This is a genomic window from Tatumella sp. JGM130, from assembly GCF_018257525.1.
Taxonomy (GTDB): Bacteria; Pseudomonadota; Gammaproteobacteria; order Enterobacterales; family Enterobacteriaceae; genus Tatumella; species Tatumella punctata.
The window spans coordinates 45,536-68,936 of sequence record NZ_JAERJS010000002.1 but is presented as its reverse complement, the minus strand read 5'-3'; the positions used below and the strand labels follow the sequence as shown (position 1 = coordinate 68,936).

Sequence of the window (23,401 nt, the reverse complement as noted above, 5' to 3'; positions counted from 1 at the left end):
ATGAACCTTAACTGGCTGGAATGGCAGCAATTACCCTGGGTTAAAGCTAATAGCCTGCAGTGGCGCTACGCTTTGCGCAATAGCCTGGCAATGTGTCTGGCCCTGACCTTTGCCTATAGTTTACAACTGGATGAACCTTACTGGGCGATGACATCCGCTGCGGTAGTCAGTTTTCCGACCGTGGGCGGCGCTATCAGTAAGAGCCTCGGGCGGATCTGCGGCAGTCTGTTAGGCGCTACTGCCGCGCTGATTATTGCCGGACATGCCCTGAATGACCCCTGGTTGTTTATTTTTATGATTGCCGGCTGGCTGGCCTTCTGTACCTGGATCTCCAGCCATTATCAGAATAATGTTGCTTACGCCTTCTGCCTGTCAGGTTATACGGCGGCAATCATTGCGTTTACCACCGTCAATGTGACTGATGTTAATCAGGTCTGGGAAATGGCGCAGGCACGGCTTTGCGAAGTGATTACCGGTATACTTTGTGCGGGGCTGATGATGATGATCCTGCCAGGCACATCGGATGGGGATAAACTGATGCAGTCGTTACGTACTATGCATCAGCAACTGTATACACATGCCGTCAGCCTGTTAACCAATGACAGCCCTGCTACTGCCGGTGCGGCGCATGAGATGGTTATTTCACAGATCCTGACCATTAATCTGCTACGGATTCAGGCATTCTGGAGTCATTACCGTTTTCGCCGGCAAAATAATGTACTGAATTATATTCTTCACCAGCAGCTGCGGCTGACCGGCATACTGTCGGGATTACGTCGTATGCTGCTGAACTGGCCGGACGCGCCCGCCGGGCTCAGGCAGGGCCTGACACAGGTGATGCAGGAGCTCGGACGCCCGGGTTGTGATAAATACCGGCTGGCGGTGCTGATTTATCAGATATCTCAGCAAGGTGATGCTGACTATCGCCAGCAGGCGTTTTGCGAACGTTTACGTTATTTTTGCTGGCTGTATCTGAATGTCAGCCGCTGGATCCGTTTAATCACAGCCGCAGATGCAGATACTCGCTTTCAGCCACCGCAGGTACCGTCTCTGGCCAGAGAAAATGACAGTACTGAAGCCGGATGGAGTGCCGTCAGAACCTTCGCAGCTATTGTGCTGGGGGGCACCTTCTGGATCAACAGCCACTGGGAAAGCGGCGCAGCCGCACTGACTCTGACCTCTATCGCCTGTGTTCTCTATTCGTCATCACCTGTCGCGGCAGGAACGATTCTGGGGTTACTTAAAACCTTACTGATACTGTCTTTTTTCAGTCTGTTATTAAAATTCGGTCTGATGATCCAAATCAGTGCCCTGTGGCAGTTGATGTTGTTTTTATTCCCGCTGCTGATTACCTGCCATCTTCTGAAGCTGCAACATCCCGCCAGTGCCAGCTTCTGGGGACAGTCAATCGTTTATCTTGGCTCATTTATCTCGGTGACTAATCCGCCCCAGTGGGATTACGGCGAATTTCTTAATGATAATGTGGCCAAAATCTGCGGCGTATTACTGGCATGGCTGGCATTTCAGATCCTGCGTCCCAGCTCTGACGACCGTAAGTCACGACGAAATATCCGCGCCCTGCGCCATGTATTTCTTGACCAGCTGCACCTCCATCCGGGACTCAGTGAAAGCGTGTTTGAATCCCGCGTGTATCACCTGGTAAGCCGTTTAAAAAACAGTAATAACCAGCAGGCACATATCTGGCTGTTACGCTGGGGGGTGGTATTGCTTAACTGTTCACATATTGTCTGGCAATTACGCCGCTGGCAGTCAGCCTCGGCCAGCCTGATCGTCATCCGTGATCAGTGTTTCCGTTCATTGCATCATATTATTAGTTTACAGGGCGTCCGTCATCGTTCACTACTGGCCACACTCAGCGAACTGGAAGATATGATCCGTGGGCTACCCGTTAACAGTGACAGAGAAGCACGGGAGCTGGCAGGGATTTTATGGCGCCTGCACTGTTCGCTGGCCCAGTTACAGCAGGCCGTTCCTGATTAGTCCCCTGCCCCGGCGGACGGTTCAGAATAATGACGGCTGCTGCGGCTCTTCACTTTCGGCCGTTTTTTTCCGGCGCTGCATACGCAGGCGCCGTTGCAGACAGATGCGCAGTACCTCACGTTTCTGAGGATCGGTGAATGTCATCCAGTTAAAACGTTCTTCCCGGCTGCGCTGGCAGCCCTGACAATAGCCCCGGCTGTCGCTACGACAAATCCCGCGACACGGATTCGGGACAGGGAAAAATTCCAGTTGCTCAGCCATTATCCCCTCAGCACATAGAGTATGCCTGCCAGCTAATCTCTGCCCGGCGGGTTATTTTTGCTACAGTTCCGTTAAACTCTAGCGCCGGATCATGCCACTGGCAATCGTAAAAACTGGCCGGCATTGCCGGAAATTGTCCGTTTGTGCGTTCAGGCCACTTGTCCATTGTCATCAGGCAGCCTGCTCTTTACTCTGCCTGCCCGGGCCCGGAAACAGACCGGTGATACCCGTTACTGCTGATCATCTCTGATGCCGGCTCCGGACAGGCCGTTAATGCTGTAACCACACTTCATCCGCGGGGAGAATAAAATGACTGACAGTCCGCTTTTTACACCGTTAACCGTTGGCGCAATTACCGTACCCAACCGTATTTTTATGGCACCCCTGACTCGGCTGCGCAGTATTGAACCCGGCGATATTCCCACACCGCTGATGGCTGTTTATTATACACAGCGCGCTTCCGCCGGGCTGATCATTTCTGAAGCCACCCAGGTATCCTTTCAGGCAAAAGGTTATGCCGGCGCTCCCGGATTACATAGCGCCCCGCAAATTGCTGCCTGGTCTGACATTACCCGTCAGGTACATGCTGCTGAGGGACATATCGCAGTACAATTATGGCATACAGGACGTATTTCTCATTCGTCGCTACAGCCCGGCGGACGACCACCGCTGGCGCCTTCTGCACTGCCGGGCAATACCCGCACTTCCCTGAAAGATGCTGACGGTAATGTCTATCGGGAAAAAACATCACTGCCACGGGAAATGAGCCACAGTGATATTCAGCAAGTGATTGCAGATTTCCGTCAGGCCGCGGCCAATGCTGAGCAGGCCGGATTTGACCTGGCAGAGATCCATGCCGCCCATGGCTACCTGTTACATCAGTTCCTGTCGGCACAGTCCAATCAGCGGACCGACGAATATGGTGGCAGCCTGCAAAACCGTGCACGTCTGGTACTGGACATTGTCGATGCGATGGGAGAAGCCTGGGCAAAAGATCGGATTGCCATTCGCCTGTCCCCTGTCGGTGAGTTCCAGGCATTAGCCAACGGACCGGATGAAGAAGCCGAAGCCCTGTGGCTGATCAATGAACTGGCAAAACGGAAAGTCGCCTATCTGCATTTATCTGAGCCTGACTGGGCTGGCGGGGCACCTTACAGTGACGATTTTCGTCACAAAGTCCGTGCTGCATTCCCGGGGGTAATTATTGGCGCCGGTGCCTATACTAAACAAAAGGCAGAGGCGCTGATTAACCGCGGCCTTATTGATGCGGTTGCTTTTGGCCGGGACTATATTGCAAACCCTGATTTGCCAGAACGCCTGCAACAAAATGCACCACTGAATCCGCAGCATCCGGAGTCATTTTACGGCGGTTCTGCTCAGGGATACACCGATTACCCGTTTATGACCGATAAGCGGGCTTCACTGTAACGATTTCCCTGTTACACTAAAGACCGGTAAACTTTCCGGTCATTAATGTCTGATGACTGCACAGAAAAAAAGAGGATGATATGCGTCTGCTTCATACCATGCTGCGTGTCGGTGACTTACAACGCTCTGTAGATTTTTATACCCGGGTGCTGGGTATGCGTTTGTTACGTCAAAGTGAAAACACCGAGTACAAATATACGCTGGCTTTCCTCGGTTATACGGAAGAAAGTGAAGGTGCAGTTATTGAACTGACCTATAACTGGGGTGTTGACAGTTATGAACCTGGCAACGCTTATGGCCACATTGCTATCGAGGTCGAGGACGCGGCTGAAGCCTGTGAAAAAATCCGCCAGGGCGGAGGTAAAGTATCGCGTGAAGCCGGTCCGGTGAAAGGTGGTAATACGGTTATCGCTTTTGTCGAAGACCCGGACGGTTATAAAATCGAACTTATCGAGAAAAAATATGCAGGTCAGGGCCTGAGTCACTGATCATCAGTGTCTGCCTGCTACAGGCAGGCACTTTCTGCGGCCTCTGATAGCCGTCACTGTGCCACTGCTGTTTTTACGATACTACCCACTGCGCTTTTCGTCCAATGAGATACTGATGTCCGATATTTGTTCCCTGAATGCCCTGAACCAACGCTTTCGCGGTTTTTTTCCTGTGGTTATCGATGTCGAAACCGCCGGTTTCAATGCCGATACTGACGCATTGCTGGAAATAGCTGCGATTACCCTGAAAATGGATAGTGACGGCTGGTTACAGCCCGACCAGACACTGCACTTCAATGTTAACCCGTTTGAAGGTGCCCTGCTTCACCCTGAGGCTCTGGCATTTACCGGGATTAATCCTGATGACCCGCAACGTAACGGGGTAAGTGAGCATGATGCGTTACATGCTATTTTCAAAATGGTGCGTAAAGGGATGAAAGACAGTGACTGCGGACGGGCAGTGATTGTCGCCCACAATGCCCAGTTTGATCAAAGCTTTGTTATGGCGGCAGCCCGGCGCAGTAATCTGAAACGCAATCCTTTCCATCCGTTTGCCACTTTCGATACCGCAGCGCTCAGCGGACTGGTTCTCGGACAGACCGTACTTGCCAAAGCCTGTAAGGCCGCAGGTATGGAGTTTGACAGTCATCAGGCACACTCAGCCCTGTATGATACGCAACAGACAGCAACCCTGTTTTGTGAACTGGTTAACCGCTGGAAAAGGCTGGGAGGATGGCCATTAGCGACTGATACTGATGCTGATGCTGAAAAAACACAGCACAGTTCACCGGTGTTGTAGATCTGACAGAGAACAGGCTGCCGCTTTCAGTTAGCAGCTGAAAAAATGCCCGCATCGGCCGGCGGGCATCGTTTTCAGTCACATCCGCGGTTTATTCCGCTGCAGGATATTTTTCAGCCGTTTCGTTAATCAGCTGTTGCAGTTCACCACGCTGATACATCTCGATAATAATATCACAACCACCGACTAATTCACCGTCCACCCATAATTGCGGAAAGGTTGGCCAGTTAGCATATTTCGGTAATTCGGCACGGATATCAGGATTCTGCAAAATGTCCACATAGGCAAAACGCTGGCCACAGGCAGAAAGCGCCTGCACCGCCTGGGCTGAAAAACCACAACTTGGCAGTTTTGGTGAACCTTTCATGTACAGCAGAATCGGGTTTTCTGAAATCTGCGTCTGAATTTTTTCAAGAGTGCTCATCATACTTCCTTCGGGACAAAACGACATGTCCGGTTATTGTAACGATATCAACCCGCGGGTGAAAACGACATTTTTCATCTTCCGTCGAAAAGATAATATCAGCGCCTTCAGGGTTAAATGATCTCTGTTGGGTAAAAACACGGATACCCGCGGTAAAAATACCGGTAAAAAGATGACTTAATTAACTGTTTACGCTCATTTTTACACCAAAAAACTTCTCGTAACAGATTACGGCAAAAAGACCTTAACATTTTATAAAAATCTGGATTAGAATGATTTTGGGGCTGGCTGAAAAGTCAGATGTTATTTTTTTAATCTTGTCCGCTTTTTTTCAGGACATTAACCTGTAACCTGACAACTATGCGTTTACTGACCACGCTTTTTATTCTGGCTGTAGCACAGCTTTTTTTTAATGTCGCAGAGGCTTCGCCACGTACTGCAATAAATGCTTCATTTCATAAATCAGCCAAAAAAGCGGTAACAGAAGATGCCCGCCGAAAAAGAAAACCACTGAAAACAGCCAGTACACGCCACAGAACCCGACAGCCCCTTATCCACCGGGTTAAGCATCTGACCAGCCCGCGTAAAGTCAGAGAGAGCCGCCCGAAAAAAGAATCACGTCGTATTGCGTTACATCGCACACCGGCACTCAGAAAATACGGTCACCAGCGCCAGATAGCCAAAAGGACCGCCGGCCGCCCTTCCGCGAAACTGGCTTCTATCCGCATGAGTAAACTGCACCGTGAACGCTATCAGAAAGCGCGTGCCATTGTGATGGTTAAATTAATGGATCAGTTAGGCAAGCCGTACCAGTGGGGCGGTTCCTCACCCCATACGGGCTTTGACTGCAGCGGGCTGGTTTATTATGCCTATAAAGACCTGGTAAACTTCAGAATTCCCCGTACTGCCAATGAAATGTACCATCTGCGTGATGCTGCACCGGTTAAACGCAACGATCTTGAGAAAGGTGATCTGGTATTCTTCCGTATCCACCGTGGCGGTGCGGCTGATCATGTGGGCGTTTATCTGGGCAATGGGAAATTCATTCAGTCACCACGCACCGGCAAGGATATCCAGATCAGCGCACTGAGTAACGAGTACTGGCAACAGCATTATATTGGTGCACGGCGGGTCGTAACCCCGAGCACAGTCCGCTAGTCTCCGCCCAGAGACTGAAAATCCCCCCCTGAATATCGCAGCACCGGTATTCAGGGGGGGATTTATGTCCGCTAACGCGGTGATTCCGTCAGGATCAGTAATACATAATATCTGAATAAATACACTTCCCTTAATACTGTAAAAAAATTCGTGCCCCGTAAAATAAAAAGCCGATACCCGCAACACGCCGGGTATCGGCTTCTCTGTCAGTAATGCTGCTTGCTACCCTTACTTTCCGGCTTTATACGTGCCTTTAGCGGGTAAACAGCCCTCTGCCGGTGCGAATACATTAATGCAGTATTGCGGTGAAACTGAACGTCGCAATCATCAGTAATGCAACGATAGTGGTGGTCAGCGCCAGCTTTAAATCCGTATCCATGACAGCTCCTATAGACACATAAAGTACAGGGTAATTATTATATTCCCACACTACTGCGCAAAAATCTCGTTTTATTCGCACAGCCTTGTTAGAATTACCGCTCTTTGTTGCGCAACCTTCCCTGTTTCCCCTTGTAAGGCACAGGCTTTTTTTACAGGTAATCCTTTACGGCCCCTCCTGGCAGCATCATTAGCGGCCTGATAAAACTGTAAAAACGCAAACGATTAACACACTTAAAATCAATAATTTAAAACACCAGGAGTTCTCAAGGAATGGCAACAATTAAAGATGTGGCGAAACGCGCCGGAGTCTCTACCACCACCGTTTCTCATGTCATTAATCAGACCCGTTTTGTTGCGGAAACGACCCGCAAAGCGGTTTGGGAAGCGATTAAAGAGTTGCATTACTCTCCCAGTGCCGTCGCCAGAAGTCTGAAGGTGAATAACACTAAGACGCTTGGTCTGCTGTCGACGTCTCTCGAAGCACCTTATTTCGCCGAGATTGTGGAAGCTATCGAAAAAAAATGTTTCGAACATGGCTATACCCTGATTCTGGGCAATGCGCATAACGACTTGCAGAAACAACGCGCTTATTTATCGATGATGGCGCGCAAACGTGTCGACGGGCTGCTGGTATTGTGTGCCGAATATCCACAGGAGTTGCTGGATATGCTGGAGGAGAACCGTAATATCCCAATGGTCGTTATGGACTGGGGAATGTCCCGTGGTGATTTTACTGATACCGTACTGGACAATGCTTTCCGTGGCGGTTACATGGCTGGCCGTTATCTGATTGAGCGCGGGCACCGTGATATCGGTTGTATTCCCGGCCAGATGGAGCGTAATACGGGAGGCGGCAGGCTGGCAGGATTTCTTAAAGCACTGGAGGAGGCAGGTATTACCCATTGTGAAGAATGGACTGTGCAGGGAGACTTTGAACCCGAATCCGGTTACCTGGCAATGCAAAAAATACTCGCTCAGCCGCGATTACCCACGGCGGTATTCTGTGGCGGCGATATTATGGCGATGGGGGCAATTTGTGCTGCCGATGAACAGGGCCTGCGTGTGCCACAGGATATATCGATCATTGGTTACGATAACGTGCGCAACGCGCGGTATTTTACCCCTGCCCTGACCACTATTCACCAGCCGAAAAGTGAGCTGGGCGAGAAAGCGCTGGATATGCTGCTGGATCGTATTGTGAATAAACGCGAAGAGCCGCAAACCATAGAAGTATACCCGTCACTGATTGAAAGACGATCGGTGGCCGATGGTCCGTTCCACGATTACCGTCGTTAACTACCGGTTTCACTCAGCCATTCCTGGTTAAGTGTCTGCGTATCACCAAGGTACTCAAGGAGCCAGCGTAATGCCGGAGAGCTTCTCTCTTCCGCCCAGCTGACGCAGCAGGGGCTTTCCGGAAACGGTGACGGCAGAGGAAGTTCCCTGACTTCTCCGACGTCCAGCAGTGGTCTGGCGAGATGCCCCGGTACCATAGCAACACATAATCCTGCCCTGACACAATCCAGCCCCGTTTGCCAGTCCGGTACCGTCATCCGCTGCTGGTTATCCAGGGTCCAGGTAATGCGGCGCGGTAATTCCCTTGAGGTGTCTTCCAACAGTAATGATGGCCATGCCCGTAATTGTTCCTCGCGCGGCCGGGCTTCAGCCGCCAGAGGGTGCCCGGCGCTGACAATACACCGCCAGTTAAGTCGTCCCATATCACGGAATGCAAAACGCCCGGTGACAGGGATCGCCTGGGTCGCTCCGATAGCCATATCCACCCGTCCTCCGGCCAGTGCATCCCAGACACCGTTAAAAACTTCTTCGCTGACGTGCAATTCTATATCCGGAAAGTGCCGGTAAAAATCGATAATCAACTGCTGCATTCTGCCCCGCCTGACGACACAGTCCACCGCAATACTTACCTGCCCGCGCCAGCCGTTCGCCAGTTGCTGGCATTGGCGCCGGGTTTCCTGCATTTTTTTGATAATCCCCCGGCATTCACGAACATAGTGCTCACCGGCGGCAGTCAGCACCACATCACGGTGCTGGCGATCAAACAATTGCACTGCCAGCCAGTCTTCCTGCTGTTTTACTGTATAACTTATTGCCGAGGGTACCCGGTGCAGTTCACGTGCCGCGGCACTGAAACTGCCATTCCTTGCGACGGCATCTATCACTTCCAGGGAATATTCAGACCACATGATTACCTTTCAATTTTTTTCACAGATAATTGCAAATATTAACGGTTCACAACTCTCTGTGCACCCTTTTAAACTCTGTGCCAATTTTTGTGATAAGGAACAGTAATGCGGCATCCGATATTTTTTTTAGTTTATCTGTCATTACTCAGCATGCTGGGTTTTCTGGCTACAGATATGTACCTGCCAGCTTTCGGTGCAATGAAACAGGACCTCGCGACCAATGCCGGGATAATCAGCGCCAGTCTGAGTCTGTTCCTGGCCGGATTTGCCTGTGCGCAGTTATTCTGGGGCCCCCTGTCTGACAGAATAGGCAGAAAACCGGTACTGATCTGCGGACTGGCTGTTTTTGCCGCCGGATGCCTGGCGATGTTATGGGTACGCTCAGCGGAAGTATTACTGGGGTTGCGTTTTATTCAGGCCCTCGGGGTCTGTGCCGCGGCAGTCAGCTGGCAGTCGCTGGTGGTTGACTATTATCCCGCCTCAGGTCGTCAGAAGATTTTTGCCACAGTTATGCCCATGGTTGCCTTATCTCCGGCCCTCGCCCCGCTGCTGGGCTCATGGTTGCTGGCCCATTATCACTGGCGTTCAATATTTTTGCTACTTATGCTGCTTACCCTGTGGCTGATAATTTGTACGCTGCGTCTCCCTGCGGTTCCGGCCACTGAACAGCCGCCTGCTGCGCGACAGCCTGAACCGGTTTCCTTCCGCCGACTGCTGGCCAGCCGCGGTTACAGTGGTAATGTGCTTATTTATGCCGCCTGCTCTGCCAGTTTTTTTGCCTGGCTGACCGGTTCACCTTTTATCCTGAGTGATCTCGGACTGTCACCGGCTGATATCGGTCTGAGCTATATTCCTCAGACACTGACTTTTCTGATAGGCGGGTTTGGCTGTCGTGCGCTGCTGAATCATTTCAGTGGCCGGCAACTGCTGCCCTGGCTGCTTGCCCTCTATTCCCTGAGTATTATCACTGTGACGCTGGTCAGTTTTTTTACCTCTCCGGGCCTGCTGACGTTACTGTTACCTTTCTGTGGTATGGCAATGGCTAATGGTGCGATTTATCCGATAGTGGTGTCGGCCGCTTTACAGATTTTCCCGACCGCCAGTGGTAAAGCCGCTGCGCTGCAAAATGCGCTGCAATTGGGACTGTGTTTCCTGTTCAGCCTGCTGGTCTCTTCGCATTTGTCACAGCCCCTGCTAACCACCACCTCGGTGATGGCCGTTACTGTGCTGCTGGCCATCGCCGGTTACCGTCTGCAACAGAAATCGTAACCCGCCTTTCACCCGCCCCCATCTGGTGGCGGGTTAATTTTCTCTTCACAATTAGCAACCTAACCGTAAACCATTGAACATTCAGCTTGCCAGGCATATAATCACCCCGGTAACAAATATTCACTATAAGTTGCAGGCATATTGTGACCGGTTTTGATTGTGCTATTCAGGCACAACCGCATTTTTCGATATTTACTAGATCCTCTGTTTTGTCTTTACTTATAAGTGCACGTTTTTTGTGAGTTTACTCACGGACCAGTGAAAGTCAGCTATTCTTTCCTCAGGTTCAAAATAGAACAGGTGATATAAAGCGTATGAGTTCATCATGTGTAGCAGAAGTTAGCCTTAAGGAAAATAATTGGTACCGCATTGCCAATGAAATGCTGTCGATGGCCGATATTGCTATCAATGGCGACCGTCCATGGGATATTCAGGTTAAAAACTCTGATTTTTTTAAACGCGTCTTGCAGGAAGGCTCTCTGGGACTTGGTGAGAGTTATATGGATGGCTGGTGGGAATGTGAACGGCTTGACCAGTTTTTTTATCGGGTACTGAAATATAAACTCGATAAACAATTACCACATCATTTCAAAGACACACTTCGTATTGCTACTGCCCGCCTTAAAAATCTTCAGTCCAAAAAACGCGCCTGGATTGTCGGTAAAGAACATTATGATCTGGGTAATGATCTGTTCAGTCTGATGCTGGATCCTTTTATGCAGTATTCCTGCGGTTACTGGAAAGAGGCAACCACTCTGGACGCCGCACAGGAAGCTAAACTGGACATGATTTGCCGTAAATTGCAGTTAAAGCCGGGGATGACTTTACTCGACATTGGCTGCGGCTGGGGCGGATTATCTGAGTTTGCTGCCCGTCGTTACGGTGTCAGTGTGCATGGCGTCACCATTTCTGCTGAACAGCAAAAAATGGCCCGGCAACGGTGCGAAGGCCTGGACGTCACTATCCTGTTACAAGACTATCGTGATCTTAATCTGAGTTTTGACCGGATTGTGTCTGTCGGGATGTTTGAGCATGTCGGCCCGAAAAACTATGCCACCTACTTCGATGTGGTTTCACGCAACCTGAAACCTGACGGACTTTTTTTACTGCATACTATCGGATCTAACCATACCGATTTAAATGTTGACCCGTGGATTGATAAATATATATTCCCGAATGGTTGTCTGCCGTCAGTGATGCATATCGCTCAGACCAGCGAACCGCATTTTGTGATGGAAGACTGGCATAATATTGGTGTGGACTATGACCGGACACTGATGGCGTGGTACGAACGTTTTCTCGCCAGCTGGCCACAGCTTGAAAATAACTATGATCAGCGTTTTAAACGTATGTTTAGTTATTACCTGAATGCCTGCGCCGGTGCCTTCCGTGCCAGGGATATCCAGTTATGGCAGGTCGTTTTCAGCCGCGGCATTGATGGCGGATTACGGGTAGCCCGTTAAGTCTTCACTGGCTCGTCTTAGAATAAAGCCCGCCGGTTGGTCGTGACAGCCGGCGGGCTTTTTACAGGAACATCGTTCAGCGAGGCACCTGTTGTCAGACAAGGCCGATAAAATAACGACGGCTTATACCTTCGCTTCTGTGGTTGCCATTTCGCGAGCTGCCAGTACCCGTTCGACCGTATCAATTACCGCCTGAGTTTGCGGATCAATTTCGATATTCACACGGTCGCCGATCTTTTTCTGACCCAGTAACGTGCGTTGCAGTGTTTCAGGGATCAGGTGTACACAGAACTTGTTCGCTACCACATCCCCTATTGTCAGGCTGCAGCCATCAATACCGACAAAACCTTTATGTAAAATATACTTGATCAGCGCACTGTCCTGCAGCCTGAACCAGATTTCACGGTTATTTTCGGATTGTATTATTTTCGATATTTCGGCTGTGGTCATGATATGACCCGACATCAGGTGACCACCTATTTCATCGGAAAATTTTGCAGCACGCTCAATATTCACCCGGCTTCCCGGCGTGATATCACCCAGATTGGTGATACGCAATGTTTCTTTAATCAGATCAAAGCTGACCAGATCATCATGTATAGCAGTGACGGTCAGGCAACAACCGTTGTGCGCAACAGAAGCCCCAATCTCCAGGCCTTCCAGCCATTGTGAAGGAAACCTCAGTGTGTGGGTTCGGAATAACGGTTTTTCATCGACCGCGACGACTTCTGCCGTCCCCTGCACAATACCTGTAAACATAGTTAATCTCCCTGAATATTTTCCGCAGAGTAACACAACACTGGCAGGCTGTTTATCCATTAATGGGGCTTTATTATTGCAAAAATAGTTTGAATTCACCGGTTGCTAAGTTTTCAGACCCCGCTACACTAGTCGCCAATAAGGATATCTCTCCTCTTCTATTCCCTTTGTTATTTTACAGGTGTATTCGTGCAGAAGTATTTTACTGAGGCGCGTCAGCTCCTTGGGCTCGCTATTCCGGTTATTCTGGCCCAGGTCGCGCAAACAGCGATGGGCTTTGTTGATACGATTATGGCAGGTTCCGTCAGTGCCACGGATATGGCGGCGGTGGCTATTGGTACCTCAATCTGGTTGCCGGTGATCCTGTTCGGCCAGGGGTTATTGCTGGCCCTGACCCCCACGGTTGCCCAGCTGAATGGCTCTGGCCGCCGGAACAAAATTATTTATCAGGTGCACCAGGCTTTCTGGCTGGCTATCGGGCTGGCTATCCTGACGATTATCCTGTTATGGAATGCCGGTTTGTTATTGCGGCATATGCCTGATATTGACCCGTCACTGGCGGATAAAGCCGAACGTTACCTGCACGCATTAATGTGGGGGGCTCCGGGGTATCTGCTGTTTCAGGTATTGCGTAACCAGTGTGAAGGCCTGTCTAAAACCAAACCGGGCATGGTACTGGGATTTATCGGCCTGTTATGTAATATCCCCCTCAATTATATCTTTATTTACGGTCATTTCGGTATGCCCGTCCTCGGTGGTGTTGGCTGTGGTGTGGCCACGGCGACTGTTTACTGGGTCATGTTCCTGGTGATGCGCTACTGGGTGAACCGGATGCCAGTGATGAAAGATATTAACCACCTGACCCGCCGTTCAGCTCCGGACCTGCAAATCCTGAAGCGGTTATTCGCACTGGGATTACCGGTGGCATTAGCACTGTTTTTTGAGGTGACATTATTTGCGGTCGTGGCCTTACTGGTTTCTCCGCTGGGGATTGTGGATGTCGCAGGTCACCAGATCGCCCTGAATTTCAGCTCCATGATGTTTGTCCTGCCGATGTCGATGGGGGTTGCCGCGACTATCCGTGTCGGATACCGCTTAGGTCAGGGGGATACGGAACAGGCAAAAATTGCGGCCTGGACCGCCCAGGCGGTGGGGTTATGTCTTGCCTGTATTACAGCCCTGGGAACAGTCGTCTTCCGTCATAAAATTGCTCTGCTGTATAATGACGATCCTCTGGTGGTTATGCTGGCCGCCCACCTGATGTTTCTGGCGGCTATTTATCAGTTTTCTGACAGTGTTCAGGTTATCGGCAGCGGTATTTTACGCGGTTACAAAGATACCCGGTCGATCTTCTTTATTACCCTGGTGTCCTACTGGGTACTTGGGCTACCGTTCGGTTATCTGCTGGCACTGACCGATATTCTGGTACCGCGTATGGGCCCTGCCGGATTCTGGTGTGGTTTTATCATCGGACTGACCGCCGCCGCACTGATGATGAGCTGGCGTATTCTGTGGGTACAGCGTCAGTCCGCTGCGGTGATACTGCGCCGCGCGGCCCACTGATAGCAGCACCGGCGACGGTTTTTTCCGCGCCGGTGATTAAAAATAACCCGCTTCGCACAGTTGCTGTCCAGTCAGTCATAAAAAACCATTATTCTCCTTGCCAGCACCGTCCTGTGCCGCTAATATTCGTCCCGCTGTCAGCATGATAGCGAATGCGTTCTTAGCTCAGTTGGTTAGAGCACCACCTTGACATGGTGGGGGTCGGTGGTTCGAGTCCACTAGAACGCACCATTCTGCTTTTCCTCTCTTGTTGTTCTGTTACTGATATCCCTTATTACTGTTATTTCGGTTACTATAACTCTTCGTCTGCCTGTCGGCGGGTCAACGGATTGCTTATGGAAACACAGTGATGTCAAAACGTCTGACGATTAAAGATATTGCCCGCCTCAGTGGCACCGGAAAATCAACCGTATCACGGGTGATTAATCAGCAGGGAGATGTCCACCCGCAAACGCGTCAGCGTATTGAAGCGGTGATTAAACAACACCAGTTTATTCCTTCACGTTCTGCACGGGCTATGCGGGTCAATGAAAGCCGGGTGATCGGCGTCATTCTTGCCAGACTCGACTCCGCCGCAGAAAATCAGGCCGTCAGTGCGATGCTTCCTCTGCTCTACCAGTATGGCTATGATGCTATGGTGCTGGAAAGCCGGTTCAGTACCACGAAAGTAACAGAACATCTGCAGGTCCTCGGGCAGCGGGAAGTCGATGGTGTGATCCTGTTTGGTTTCACCGGACTGACCACCGGGATGCTGGCTGGCTGGGAAAACAAACTGGTGCTGATGGTCCAGTCATGCCGCGGTTTTTCGTCGGTCTGCTACGATGACGCCGGAGCAGTCAACCTGCTTGCCAGTCACCTGCAGCAACTGGGACACCGCAACATCAGTTATCTCGGGGTCAATGAAGAGGATAAAACCACTGGCGGCGATCGTTATCGGGCCTATCTGTCGGCCTGCCAACAGCTGAAGCTGACCCCCCTTGCCGCACTCGGTTCTCTTGACTATCACAGCGGATATGACCTTGCCGCACAGGTCTGTACTGATGAGACCACGGCTGTGATTTGCGCAACCGACACCCTGGCGCTCGGTGTTTACAAGTATCTGCGGCAAAACCCGCAGAAAAATATTCAGGTGGCGGCTATCGGTAATACCCCTTTATTAGGCTTTTTGTTTCCTGATGTTGTCATGCTTGAGTTTGGTTACGCCACCGCCGGTAAACTGGCCGCAAGACAGCTGATTGCACATTTATCCCGCGCCGCCCCCGTCAGAAGCTTTCTGCTGAAAGGTAAACTCACCTCTGATTTCTGATGATAAATTGTACTGGTTTTGTGATCTGCCCTTAGTTCCGGGAACGTTCCCAACACTTTTTGCCACATTTTAATTATGCTGCTTATGACGGACCCACACTGCCGGAAAACTTTTCTATCAGGGAACCCATAAGGATTTGCCATGCGTGAAATTCAACAGCAGATTATTGATAAACTTATTAAATTCCTCGGAGGGCGAGACAATATTGTCAGTGCCACCCATTGTATTACCCGCCTGAGGCTGGTACTGAATGATCCCGCGCTGGCCAGTCCCTCAGGTCTGGAAACCCTGCCGATGGTCAAAGGCTGCTTTACCAATGCCGGACAGTTTCAGGTGGTGATCGGCCCGGAAGTTGATGACTACTACAAAGCAATGATGACAACCCTCGGTCTGACGGGCGCAGACCGTAGCCAACAGCGTGAAGCCGCCCGCAAAAATATGTCGATTGCTGAACGTGCCCTTTCGCATATTGCCGATATTTTCTTTCCGTTACTTCCGGCGCTAATCAGCGGCGGTCTGATCCTCGGTTTCCGTAATGTGATCGGCGACATCCCTTTCAGTGATGGTAATACCCTGGCCCAGTCATCTCAGGTCTGGCAGACCTTGTATGACCTGTTATGGTTACCCGGTGAAGCCATTTTTATGTTTTTGCCGGTCGCCGTCTGTTGGTCCACGGTGGTGAAAATGGACGGTACACCGATACTGGGCATTGTGCTCGGCATTACCCTTGTCTCTCCCCAACTGATGAACTCATATCAGCTGGGTCAGTCGGCAGCTGATACCTGGGATTTTGGCTGGTTCCTGGTAGAAAAAGTCGGGTATCAGGCCCAGGTCATCCCTTCCATACTGGCAGGTATGGCGCTGGCGATAATTGAACGCCAGCTACGGCGGGTGGTTCCTGTTTCCCTGAGCCTGGTAATTGTCCCTGTCACGGCATTACTGGTCGCGATCCCCCTGGCCCACGGTCTGATTGGCCCGTTCGGTCGCTTACTGGGAGACGGTGTTGCCAGCGTCGTGCAGCTGGCTATGACCGGCAGCTTTGCCCCTGTCGGTGCAGCATTGTTTGGCTTTTTATATGCCCCGCTGGTGATTACCGGGATCCATCAGACCACCCTTGCCATTGATATGCAGATGATCCAGAGCATGGGCGGTACCCCTGTCTGGCCGTTAATTGCCCTGTCGAATATTGCGCAGGCATCCGCGGTTCTGGCAATGATCATTATCCGCCGTTCACCGAAAGAACGTGCCGTGTCGGTACCTGCGGCAATCGCTGCTTACCTCGGGGTTACTGAACCCGCCATGTACGGGGTGAACCTTAAATTCCGTTATCCGATGCTGTGCGCAATGATTGGTTCCGCACTGGCAGCACTGTTTAGCGGTATGAATCAGGTTCTGGCTAACGGTATCGGCGTCGGTGGTTTACCCGGTATTTTGTCCATCCAGCCGAAATTCTGGGGCGTCTATGGGGTGTCAATACTGATCGCCATTATTGTCCCTCTGGTACTGACGTTTATCGTGGCGCGTTTCCATTCCGCAACCGCGAACAGTGCATCCTCATCGGACACTTCCCCCGTCACTGACTCATCCGTAACTCACTAACAGGCAGGTTGTTGTAATGGCTAAAGCATGGACTCAGGACAAAGTTGTTTACCAGATTTACCCGAAAAGCTTTCAGGATACTACCGGTAACGGTCAGGGAGACCTGGCAGGGATTATCAGCCGGCTGGATTATTTACAGTTTCTCGGGGTGGATATTCTCTGGCTGACACCAGTATATCCGTCGCCGCAGGTCGATAATGGTTATGATGTTACTGATTATTGTGCGATCGACCCGGGTTACGGCACGATGGAAGATTTTGAACGACTGGTCCGTGAAGCCCGCCAGCGTGATTTGTCAATTATGATGGATATGGTTTTCAACCATACCTCAACCCGCCATCCATGGTTTGTTCAGGCCTGTGATCCGCAGAGTCCGTACCACCCGTTTTATATCTGGCAGGATTCTCCGCCGGAGAAGCCACCGACCAACTGGTTATCTAAATTCGGTGGCCCGGCGTGGCAGTGGCAGCCGCAATGCGGACAGCATTACCTGCATTTATTCAGCCGTGAACAGGCTGATCTCAACTGGGAGCATCCGCCCGTCCGCGAGGCACTAAAAGAAGTCTGCCGTTTCTGGGCCGGTAAAGGCGTCGATGCATTACGGCTTGATGTCGTGAACCTGATTTCCAAACCGGCGTGTTTCACCGACGATCCTGACGGTGACGGACGCAGTTTCTATACGGACGGCCCGCGGGTTCATGAATTTCTGCGTGAGATGAATCGTGATGTTTTCAGTCCGTTGCAATTGGTCACAGTCGGAGAAATGTCTTCGACGACCCTTGAACATTGTCAGCAATATGCGTCTGTTGATAATACCGAACTGTCAATGGCCTTTAATTTTCATCACCTGAAAGTCGATTACCGTAACGGTGAAAAATGGACTCTGGCTGCCGCCGATTTTGTGGCGCTGAAAAAGATATTTTCTGACTGGCAACAGGGTATGCATCAGCGGGCGAACGGGGCTTTATTCTGGGGAAACCACGACCAGCCACGGGTAGTGTCACGGTTCGGCAACGACACCACTTTCCGGCAACATTCAGCCAAAATGCTGGCAATGGTGCTGTACGGTATGCAGGGAACACCTTATCTCTATCAGGGAGAAGAAATCGGCATGACTAATGCCGGGTTTACGCAGATCAGTCAGTACCGGGATGTGGAGAGCCTGACAATGTACCATCTGCTGACCCGGCAAGGCCTCTCGTCCCGGGATACTCTGGATATTCTGGCAGCGAAATCACGGGATAACAGCAGAACCCCGATGCTGTGGGATAACAGCAAAAATGCCGGTTTCAGCAGCGGCACGCCCTGGCTGGAATGTGCAGCACCTGCCGCAGGAATGAATGTTGCAGCAGCCATCGGCGATCCCGATTCGGTACTCCATACTTATCGTCAGTTAATTCAGCTGCGAAAGCAGCTCGCTGTTCTGCAATTCGGTGACTACCGGGATCTCTGCCCTGCCAACAGCCGGACCTGGTGTTATTGCCGTCGCTGGCAGGATCAGCTGTTACTGGTTGCAGCTAACCTGACGGACTCAGCAATCCGCTGGCTGCCACCTTCCCTGCCACAGACTGGCGAATATCATCCCTTAATCAATAACTATCCCGATGCCGACCCGTTACGGCAAGGAGGTTACTTTAAACCTTACCAGGCCGTCTGGTGGTTACTGACTCCGGAGACCCCGGAGCATTTTCCGACAGACAATAACCACGGGTCGTAATCACTGCGACCCCCGCCCAGATACAGCACTGACGCTGTATCCTGACAGGAGAGTAATTATGAATACTCAGGGAAGAGCACCGGCAATGCTGGCCGCACTGGCAATTGCCTCGGTTTCCCCCGCTTATGCGCTCGATTTCAAAGGATATGCCCGTTCCGGAATAGGCTGGAGTAACCAGGGAGGTGAGCAGCAATGCAGTACAGCGACCGGCGCTGGCAGCAAATACCGGCTGGGTAATGAATGTGAAACCTATGCTGAGCTGAAACTGGGCCAGCAAGTCTGGCAGCAGGATAATGCTTCTTTTTATTTTGATACTAACCTGGCTTACGCCGTTTCCCAGCAGGCAGATTCTGAGTCAGTTTCTCCGGCACTGCGTGAGGTCAATATTCAGGGGGATAACCTGATTCCGGCTTTACCCGGCGCAAAACTCTGGGCAGGGAAGCGTTTTTACCAGCGCCATGACGTGCATATGATTGATTTCTACTATTGGGATATTTCCGGCCCGGGTGCAGGGATGGAGAATATCACCACCCCGCTGGGTGACTTATCCCTGGCGGTAACCCGCAATAGCGAAGCCGGAGGCGTGCAGGGGTATATTGAAAATGAACGAAACCGGGTACCGGTGATCACCGATACTTTCGATGTACGTCTGGCGGGTATTGCGGTTAACCCCGGCGGAGAGCTGGAAGTAGGGATTGATTACGGTAAAGCTAACCTGCGCAAAGGTTACTCTCTGGCGCCGGATGCCAGTAAAAAGGGCTGGCTGGTCAGCGCCGAGCATAAACAGACATTTTCTGAAGGCTATAATACGCTGGTGTTCCAGTATGCTACTGATGCCATGACCTCATTAAACAATGGCCGTGGCGAAGGCGCAGCCGTACTGAATAAGGGGAGTATGCTCCGGCTGATTGATCATGGGGCTATGGAAATCAATGACCGCTGGGGGCTAATGTATGTTGCGATGTATCAGGACATTAACCTCGATAACCGCAATGGTACCCGCTGGTTTACCGCCGGGGTCAGGCCAATGTATAACTGGACCCCGATCATGAGTACCTTACTGGAGGCCGGTTATGACCGGGTCAATTCTCAGCGTACCGGACAGACCAACAACCAGTTTAAACTGACTCTGGCACAACAATGGCAGGCCGGACCGAATGTCTGGGCCCGTCCGGCACTGCGGTTATATACCACTTATGCCAAATGGCAGGAAAACTGGGGGTATGCTCCGGATAATATGGCTGGCATAAGTAACGGTCTGGCTTACAGTGACAGCGCTGGTTATAACTTTAGTCGCGGAAGCCGTGGTGAGGTCAGCTTCGGTGCTCAGATGGAAATCTGGTGGTAACCGCTGCCGGTTTCAGATAATTATTCCCGGGAACGGTTACGTGATTTACGTATGCTGTCTGTCCCCGGTCATCCGGTGCTTTCGCTGGTCGCCGGCCCGCGCTGATACTGCGGAAACAGCCTGTCTCAGTTTTTTTCAGCCACCCTTCGAAAATCTGATGTAGTGTTGCGCAATATCATTCTTTCACTGCTCTGTATCAGGCTTATTCCGATTTCTGTTTGGTTTCCGCCCACTTAGTGACTATAATAACCCTGTTGTCCACTTGAACGGTGTCTGCGAATAACGTGATAAGAGCATTAACGTATACAGCTTGCGCAACATCCATTTCTTATCTGCCTTTGTGTGGTGCGGGATCCTACGCATCAGACCGTTTTTACTCTTCTTATCGGCGTGTTCGCTCCTGTGAGTTTGTGTTACCTGAGACCAAAATCCCCGTCATCGGCTTGTCCGGCCGGTGGTCTGTATTTCTTAACCCATTACAACTTATAGATAACCCGTCATGAAAAAAACCAAAATCGTCTGTACTATCGGCCCAAAAACTGAATCTGAAGAGATGCTGACTCACCTGCTGGATGCGGGTATGAATGTTATGCGTCTGAATTTTTCTCATGGTGATTATGCTGAACATGGACAGCGTATCGCTAACCTGCGTGCAGTGGTCAGTAAAACCCGGCACAATGCTGCTATTCTGCTGGACACCAAAGGTCCGGAAATCCGCACCATGAAACTGGAAGGCGGTAATGATGTTTCGCTGCAGGCGGGACAGACATTTACCTTTACTACCGACCAGTCTGTTATTGGTAATAATCAGCACGTTGCCGTCACTTATCCCGGCTTTGCCGCGGATCTGGCCATCGGTAATACGGTTCTGGTTGATGATGGTTTGCTGGGTATGGAAGTGTTGTCAGTCACCGAAAATACCGTTGTCTGTAAAGTACTGAACAATGGTGACCTGGGTGAAAACAAAGGTGTTAACCTGCCGGGTGTCTCTATTCAGTTACCGGCCCTCGCGGAAAAAGATAAGCGTGATCTGATTTTTGGTTGTGAGCAAGGTGTGGATTTCGTTGCTGCGTCCTTTATCCGTAAACGTTCTGACGTGCTTGAAATCCGCGAACACCTGAAACAGCACGGCGGTGAGAATATTCAGATTATTTCGAAAATCGAAAATCAGGAAGGTCTGAACAACTTTGATGAAATTCTGGAAGCGTCTGATGGCATTATGGTGGCCAGGGGCGACTTAGGGGTTGAAATCCCGGTGGAAGAAGTTATTTTCGCCCAGAAGATGATGATTCAGAAATGTAACAAAGCACGTAAGCTGGTGATCACAGCAACCCAGATGCTGGATTCGATGATCAAGAACCCGCGCCCTACCCGCGCTGAAGCCGGCGATGTGGCGAATGCTATCCTCGACGGTACTGATGCCGTAATGCTGTCCGGTGAAAGTGCTAAAGGTAAATATCCGCTGGAAGCCGTCACTATTATGGCGACGATCTGCGACCGTACTGACCGTGTGATGGGCAGCCGAATCGACTCCCTGCACGACAGCCATAAATTACGCATCACAGAAGCTGTATGTCGTGGCGCAGTAGAAACCGCGGAAAAACTGCAATCAGCCCTGATTGTTGTGGCGACCCAGGGCGGAAAATCCGCAAAATCTATCCGTAAATATTTCCCGTCAGCCACTATTCTGGCACTAACCACCAATGAAACCACGGCCCGCCAGCTATTAGTGACTAAAGGTGTCGAAACACACCTGGTTAAAGAAATCGCGTCAACTGATGACTTCTATCGTATCGGTAAAGAGATTGCTCTCAGCGCCGGATATGCGGCGGAAGGCGATGTTGTGGTAATGGTTTCCGGGGCATTAGTACCAAGCGGCACCACAAATACTGCTTCAGTTCACGTTATTTAATATATATTTGTGACAAGGCGTCCTGCGGGGCGCCTTTTTTTATGCCTTTTTATTTTAAATAAGTTCAAAAAAAAATAAAAAGAGACTAAAAATGCTTTTTATAATTAAGGTAAATCCGATTAAATCTCAATGTTTTTACTAAAAAATTTATCAGAATTTATTAATCGCTGTTTCTTTGAGCGAATAAACGAAATTAAGCATGTTCTCATAAAAAATATATTCTCAACTCAAAAAACTTTGTGTAATACTTATTGGGCTACATGGAGATTAACTCAATTTAGAGGGTAAAATAATGAATCGTACTAAACTGGTACTGGGCGCGGTAATTCTGGGTTCAACTCTGCTGGCTGGTTGTTCTAGCAATGCTAAAATCGACCAACTGTCAAGCGATGTTCAGACTCTGAACACCAAAGTTGACCAGCTGAGCACCGACGTGAACGCAGTACGTACTGACGTTCAGGCTGCTAAAGACGACGCAGCTCGCGCTAACCAGCGTCTGGATAACCAGGCTCACGCATACCGCAAGTAAGCGTTCTGGTAGTGAAAATGGCGCCTGCGGGCGCCATTTTTTTTATCTGTCGTTCCGGCGACTTTCATCGTTCTCCCGCCTTTTTTTGCTGAACCCTCAGTGGCTGTGTCTGATACACGCCTCCTGCCTGCCCCGGCTGCCCCTGTTCAGCAAGCTGCATATCTGCTATCTGCTGCTTTCAGTACCCGCCTTTGTAAAGATATTTCGCCCTTTCCGGACTTGTCACACGCTGGCCGCAGCAACAATCCTGAGACAGCCTCCTGACGACTCTGCTTAAGAAACGTCAGGCTTGCAAAATACCGGATAGTTATATGATAATGATTATCATTACTACAGAGAGGTATTGTGATGTTCTCATTTTCTGGCTGGCTAACGATTCACCTTGAAGAATACCATCAGACCCTCAGAGCAATGTGCAGAGAGTTCCATAACCGTAAACACCGTCTAAAACAGCCTGACAGCTCACTGGCGGATTTGCGGGGATTTAATGACCTGTGCCTGAGCATGGCCGACAAATGCCAGCAGCAAGGCGATGACGGTCGCAGTCTGTCGATTTTACTCAGCCTGCACCAGCAACTGGTCAGCGGAATGGCCGATGAAGCTCAGGATATGTTGTTCCGTTTACAGGCGCTGCAACTGGCTCGCTACTCACTCAGTCAGTTAAGCCACCGCCTGATGCAGGAAGGTGAATGGGAACAGGTATGCCATTTACAGGAAGAATTTTTTTGTTATTCCGAACAACTGCCCTGAAACAGCGCGGAAAGCGCAGCATGCACTTTCCGCGGTTAACAC

At 50.6% G+C, this 23,401-nt stretch carries 22 protein-coding genes and 1 tRNA gene; 17 read left to right on the top strand and 6 right to left on the bottom strand.

From position 1 onward, the window contains the following. Positions 1 to 2,001, top strand: a complete 2,001-nt coding sequence (locus tag JK211_RS01290; protein ID WP_212706860.1) for an FUSC family protein — start codon at positions 1 to 3, stop codon at positions 1,999 to 2,001. 21 nt (positions 2,002 to 2,022) lie between these two features. On the opposite strand, the gene JK211_RS01285 is transcribed toward JK211_RS01290, so the two are convergent. Together JK211_RS01285 and JK211_RS01280 are read right to left on the bottom strand one after the other, a co-directional pair. Then, positions 2,023 to 2,262: a DUF1289 domain-containing protein gene (locus tag JK211_RS01285; protein WP_212706859.1), complete on the bottom strand. Its 240-nt coding sequence runs from the start codon at positions 2,260 to 2,262 to the stop codon at positions 2,023 to 2,025. 7 nt (positions 2,263 to 2,269) lie between these two features. Beyond that, on the bottom strand, positions 2,270 to 2,434 hold the full coding sequence (locus JK211_RS01280; protein ID WP_212706858.1) for a hypothetical protein: 165 nt from the start codon (positions 2,432 to 2,434) through the stop codon (positions 2,270 to 2,272). Positions 2,435 to 2,571: 137 nt separating this feature from the next. Here JK211_RS01280 and JK211_RS01275 point away from each other — a divergent pair, with 137 nt between their 5' ends. The 3 genes from JK211_RS01275 (at position 2,572) to rnt (ending at position 4,977) form a co-directional block, all read left to right on the top strand. Beyond that, positions 2,572 to 3,690 (top strand): alkene reductase, encoded by a 1,119-nt coding sequence (locus JK211_RS01275; RefSeq protein ID WP_212706857.1) that lies wholly within the window; start codon positions 2,572 to 2,574, stop codon positions 3,688 to 3,690. A gap of 80 nt (positions 3,691 to 3,770) precedes the next feature. Further along, positions 3,771 to 4,178 carry a lactoylglutathione lyase gene (gene gloA, locus JK211_RS01270; protein ID WP_212706856.1) on the top strand — a complete coding sequence of 136 codons (408 nt, stop codon included), beginning with the start codon at positions 3,771 to 3,773 and terminating at the stop codon, positions 4,176 to 4,178. A gap of 115 nt (positions 4,179 to 4,293) precedes the next feature. Continuing rightward, a complete protein-coding gene (rnt, locus tag JK211_RS01265) occupies positions 4,294 to 4,977 on the top strand; it encodes a ribonuclease T (protein ID WP_212706855.1) in 684 nt (227 codons plus the stop codon). Between the two features lie 91 nt (positions 4,978 to 5,068). Here the strand turns inward: rnt and JK211_RS01260 are convergent, their stop codons facing one another. Beyond that, positions 5,069 to 5,404 (bottom strand): Grx4 family monothiol glutaredoxin, encoded by a 336-nt coding sequence (locus JK211_RS01260; protein WP_212706854.1) that lies wholly within the window; start codon positions 5,402 to 5,404, stop codon positions 5,069 to 5,071. Between the two features lie 357 nt (positions 5,405 to 5,761). Here JK211_RS01260 and JK211_RS01255 point away from each other — a divergent pair, with 357 nt between their 5' ends. Continuing rightward, a complete protein-coding gene (locus tag JK211_RS01255; protein WP_212706853.1) occupies positions 5,762 to 6,559 on the top strand; it encodes a C40 family peptidase in 798 nt (265 codons plus the stop codon). 289 nt (positions 6,560 to 6,848) lie between these two features. Here JK211_RS01255 and JK211_RS01250 read toward each other — a convergent pair whose 3' ends face one another. Then, entirely contained in the window at positions 6,849 to 6,938 is a 90-nt protein-coding gene (locus JK211_RS01250) for a YnhF family membrane protein (RefSeq protein WP_212706852.1), read from the bottom strand. A 272-nt stretch (positions 6,939 to 7,210) separates the two neighbouring features. Between JK211_RS01250 and purR the strand changes: the two genes are divergently transcribed. Next, positions 7,211 to 8,236: an HTH-type transcriptional repressor PurR gene (purR, locus tag JK211_RS01245; protein ID WP_212706851.1), complete on the top strand. Its 1,026-nt coding sequence runs from the start codon at positions 7,211 to 7,213 to the stop codon at positions 8,234 to 8,236. Here purR and punR read toward each other — a convergent pair. Beyond that, the gene (gene punR, locus JK211_RS01240) at positions 8,233 to 9,144 is read right to left on the bottom strand and encodes a DNA-binding transcriptional activator PunR (protein ID WP_212706850.1); all 912 of its coding nucleotides are present in this window, start codon (positions 9,142 to 9,144) and stop codon (positions 8,233 to 8,235) included. The genes purR and punR overlap by 4 nt on opposite strands. A 105-nt stretch (positions 9,145 to 9,249) precedes the next feature. On the opposite strand from punR, the gene punC reads away from it, so the two are divergent. Both punC and cfa read left to right on the top strand, forming a co-directional pair. Beyond that, entirely contained in the window at positions 9,250 to 10,413 is a 1,164-nt protein-coding gene (gene punC, locus JK211_RS01235; RefSeq protein ID WP_212706849.1) for a purine nucleoside transporter PunC, read from the top strand. 314 nt (positions 10,414 to 10,727) lie between these two features. After that, positions 10,728 to 11,876 (top strand): cyclopropane fatty acyl phospholipid synthase, encoded by a 1,149-nt coding sequence (gene cfa / locus JK211_RS01230; RefSeq protein ID WP_212706848.1) that lies wholly within the window; start codon positions 10,728 to 10,730, stop codon positions 11,874 to 11,876. Positions 11,877 to 11,999: 123 nt separating this feature from the next. Here cfa and JK211_RS01225 read toward each other — a convergent pair whose 3' ends face one another. Next, positions 12,000 to 12,635, bottom strand: a complete 636-nt coding sequence (locus JK211_RS01225) for a riboflavin synthase subunit alpha (protein WP_212706847.1) — start codon at positions 12,633 to 12,635, stop codon at positions 12,000 to 12,002. 189 nt (positions 12,636 to 12,824) lie between these two features. Here JK211_RS01225 and JK211_RS01220 point away from each other — a divergent pair, with 189 nt between their 5' ends. The 9 genes from JK211_RS01220 (at position 12,825) to JK211_RS01180 (ending at position 23,359) form a co-directional block, all read left to right on the top strand. Next, entirely contained in the window at positions 12,825 to 14,198 is a 1,374-nt protein-coding gene (locus JK211_RS01220; RefSeq protein WP_212706846.1) for an MATE family efflux transporter, read from the top strand. 154 nt (positions 14,199 to 14,352) lie between these two features. After that, positions 14,353 to 14,429: transfer RNA gene (locus tag JK211_RS01215), tRNA-Val, on the top strand. Positions 14,430 to 14,547: 118 nt separating this feature from the next. Next, positions 14,548 to 15,504: a trehalose operon repressor TreR gene (gene treR, locus JK211_RS01210; protein ID WP_212706845.1), complete on the top strand. Its 957-nt coding sequence runs from the start codon at positions 14,548 to 14,550 to the stop codon at positions 15,502 to 15,504. Between the two features lie 141 nt (positions 15,505 to 15,645). Then, on the top strand, positions 15,646 to 17,103 hold the full coding sequence (treB, locus tag JK211_RS01205; protein ID WP_212706844.1) for a PTS trehalose transporter subunit IIBC: 1,458 nt from the start codon (positions 15,646 to 15,648) through the stop codon (positions 17,101 to 17,103). A 16-nt stretch (positions 17,104 to 17,119) separates the two neighbouring features. Beyond that, positions 17,120 to 18,820 carry an alpha,alpha-phosphotrehalase gene (locus JK211_RS01200; protein ID WP_212706843.1) on the top strand — a complete coding sequence of 567 codons (1,701 nt, stop codon included), beginning with the start codon at positions 17,120 to 17,122 and terminating at the stop codon, positions 18,818 to 18,820. Between the two features lie 58 nt (positions 18,821 to 18,878). Then, positions 18,879 to 20,168, top strand: a complete 1,290-nt coding sequence (locus JK211_RS01195) for a maltoporin (protein WP_212706842.1) — start codon at positions 18,879 to 18,881, stop codon at positions 20,166 to 20,168. A gap of 499 nt (positions 20,169 to 20,667) precedes the next feature. Next, a complete protein-coding gene (gene pykF, locus JK211_RS01190) occupies positions 20,668 to 22,080 on the top strand; it encodes a pyruvate kinase PykF (RefSeq protein ID WP_212706841.1) in 1,413 nt (470 codons plus the stop codon). A 292-nt stretch (positions 22,081 to 22,372) separates the two neighbouring features. Further along, positions 22,373 to 22,609: a major outer membrane lipoprotein gene (locus JK211_RS01185; RefSeq protein WP_212706840.1), complete on the top strand. Its 237-nt coding sequence runs from the start codon at positions 22,373 to 22,375 to the stop codon at positions 22,607 to 22,609. Between the two features lie 348 nt (positions 22,610 to 22,957). Further along, entirely contained in the window at positions 22,958 to 23,359 is a 402-nt protein-coding gene (locus JK211_RS01180; protein ID WP_212706839.1) for a hypothetical protein, read from the top strand. Positions 23,360 to 23,401 lie beyond the last annotated feature (42 nt).

Bases quoted from the DNA above. Each gene is read 5' to 3' on its own strand.
- JK211_RS01290 (WP_212706860.1), top strand. From the start codon at position 1: ATGAACCTTAACTGGCTGGAATGGCAGCAATTACCCTGGGTTAAAGCT.
- JK211_RS01285 (WP_212706859.1), bottom strand. From the start codon at position 2,262: ATGGCTGAGCAACTGGAATTTTTCCCTGTCCCGAATCCGTGTCGCGGG.
- JK211_RS01280 (WP_212706858.1), bottom strand. From the start codon at position 2,434: ATGACAATGGACAAGTGGCCTGAACGCACAAACGGACAATTTCCGGCA.
- JK211_RS01275 (WP_212706857.1), top strand. From the start codon at position 2,572: ATGACTGACAGTCCGCTTTTTACACCGTTAACCGTTGGCGCAATTACC.
- gloA (WP_212706856.1), top strand. From the start codon at position 3,771: ATGCGTCTGCTTCATACCATGCTGCGTGTCGGTGACTTACAACGCTCT.
- rnt (WP_212706855.1), top strand. From the start codon at position 4,294: ATGTCCGATATTTGTTCCCTGAATGCCCTGAACCAACGCTTTCGCGGT.
- JK211_RS01260 (WP_212706854.1), bottom strand. From the start codon at position 5,404: ATGATGAGCACTCTTGAAAAAATTCAGACGCAGATTTCAGAAAACCCG.
- JK211_RS01255 (WP_212706853.1), top strand. From the start codon at position 5,762: ATGCGTTTACTGACCACGCTTTTTATTCTGGCTGTAGCACAGCTTTTT.
- JK211_RS01250 (WP_212706852.1), bottom strand. From the start codon at position 6,938: ATGGATACGGATTTAAAGCTGGCGCTGACCACCACTATCGTTGCATTA.
- purR (WP_212706851.1), top strand. From the start codon at position 7,211: ATGGCAACAATTAAAGATGTGGCGAAACGCGCCGGAGTCTCTACCACC.
- punR (WP_212706850.1), bottom strand. From the start codon at position 9,144: ATGTGGTCTGAATATTCCCTGGAAGTGATAGATGCCGTCGCAAGGAAT.
- punC (WP_212706849.1), top strand. From the start codon at position 9,250: ATGCGGCATCCGATATTTTTTTTAGTTTATCTGTCATTACTCAGCATG.
- cfa (WP_212706848.1), top strand. From the start codon at position 10,728: ATGAGTTCATCATGTGTAGCAGAAGTTAGCCTTAAGGAAAATAATTGG.
- JK211_RS01225 (WP_212706847.1), bottom strand. From the start codon at position 12,635: ATGTTTACAGGTATTGTGCAGGGGACGGCAGAAGTCGTCGCGGTCGAT.
- treR (WP_212706845.1), top strand. From the start codon at position 14,548: ATGTCAAAACGTCTGACGATTAAAGATATTGCCCGCCTCAGTGGCACC.
- treB (WP_212706844.1), top strand. From the start codon at position 15,646: ATGCGTGAAATTCAACAGCAGATTATTGATAAACTTATTAAATTCCTC.
- JK211_RS01200 (WP_212706843.1), top strand. From the start codon at position 17,120: ATGGCTAAAGCATGGACTCAGGACAAAGTTGTTTACCAGATTTACCCG.
- JK211_RS01195 (WP_212706842.1), top strand. From the start codon at position 18,879: ATGAATACTCAGGGAAGAGCACCGGCAATGCTGGCCGCACTGGCAATT.
- pykF (WP_212706841.1), top strand. From the start codon at position 20,668: ATGAAAAAAACCAAAATCGTCTGTACTATCGGCCCAAAAACTGAATCT.
- JK211_RS01185 (WP_212706840.1), top strand. From the start codon at position 22,373: ATGAATCGTACTAAACTGGTACTGGGCGCGGTAATTCTGGGTTCAACT.
- JK211_RS01180 (WP_212706839.1), top strand. From the start codon at position 22,958: ATGTTCTCATTTTCTGGCTGGCTAACGATTCACCTTGAAGAATACCAT.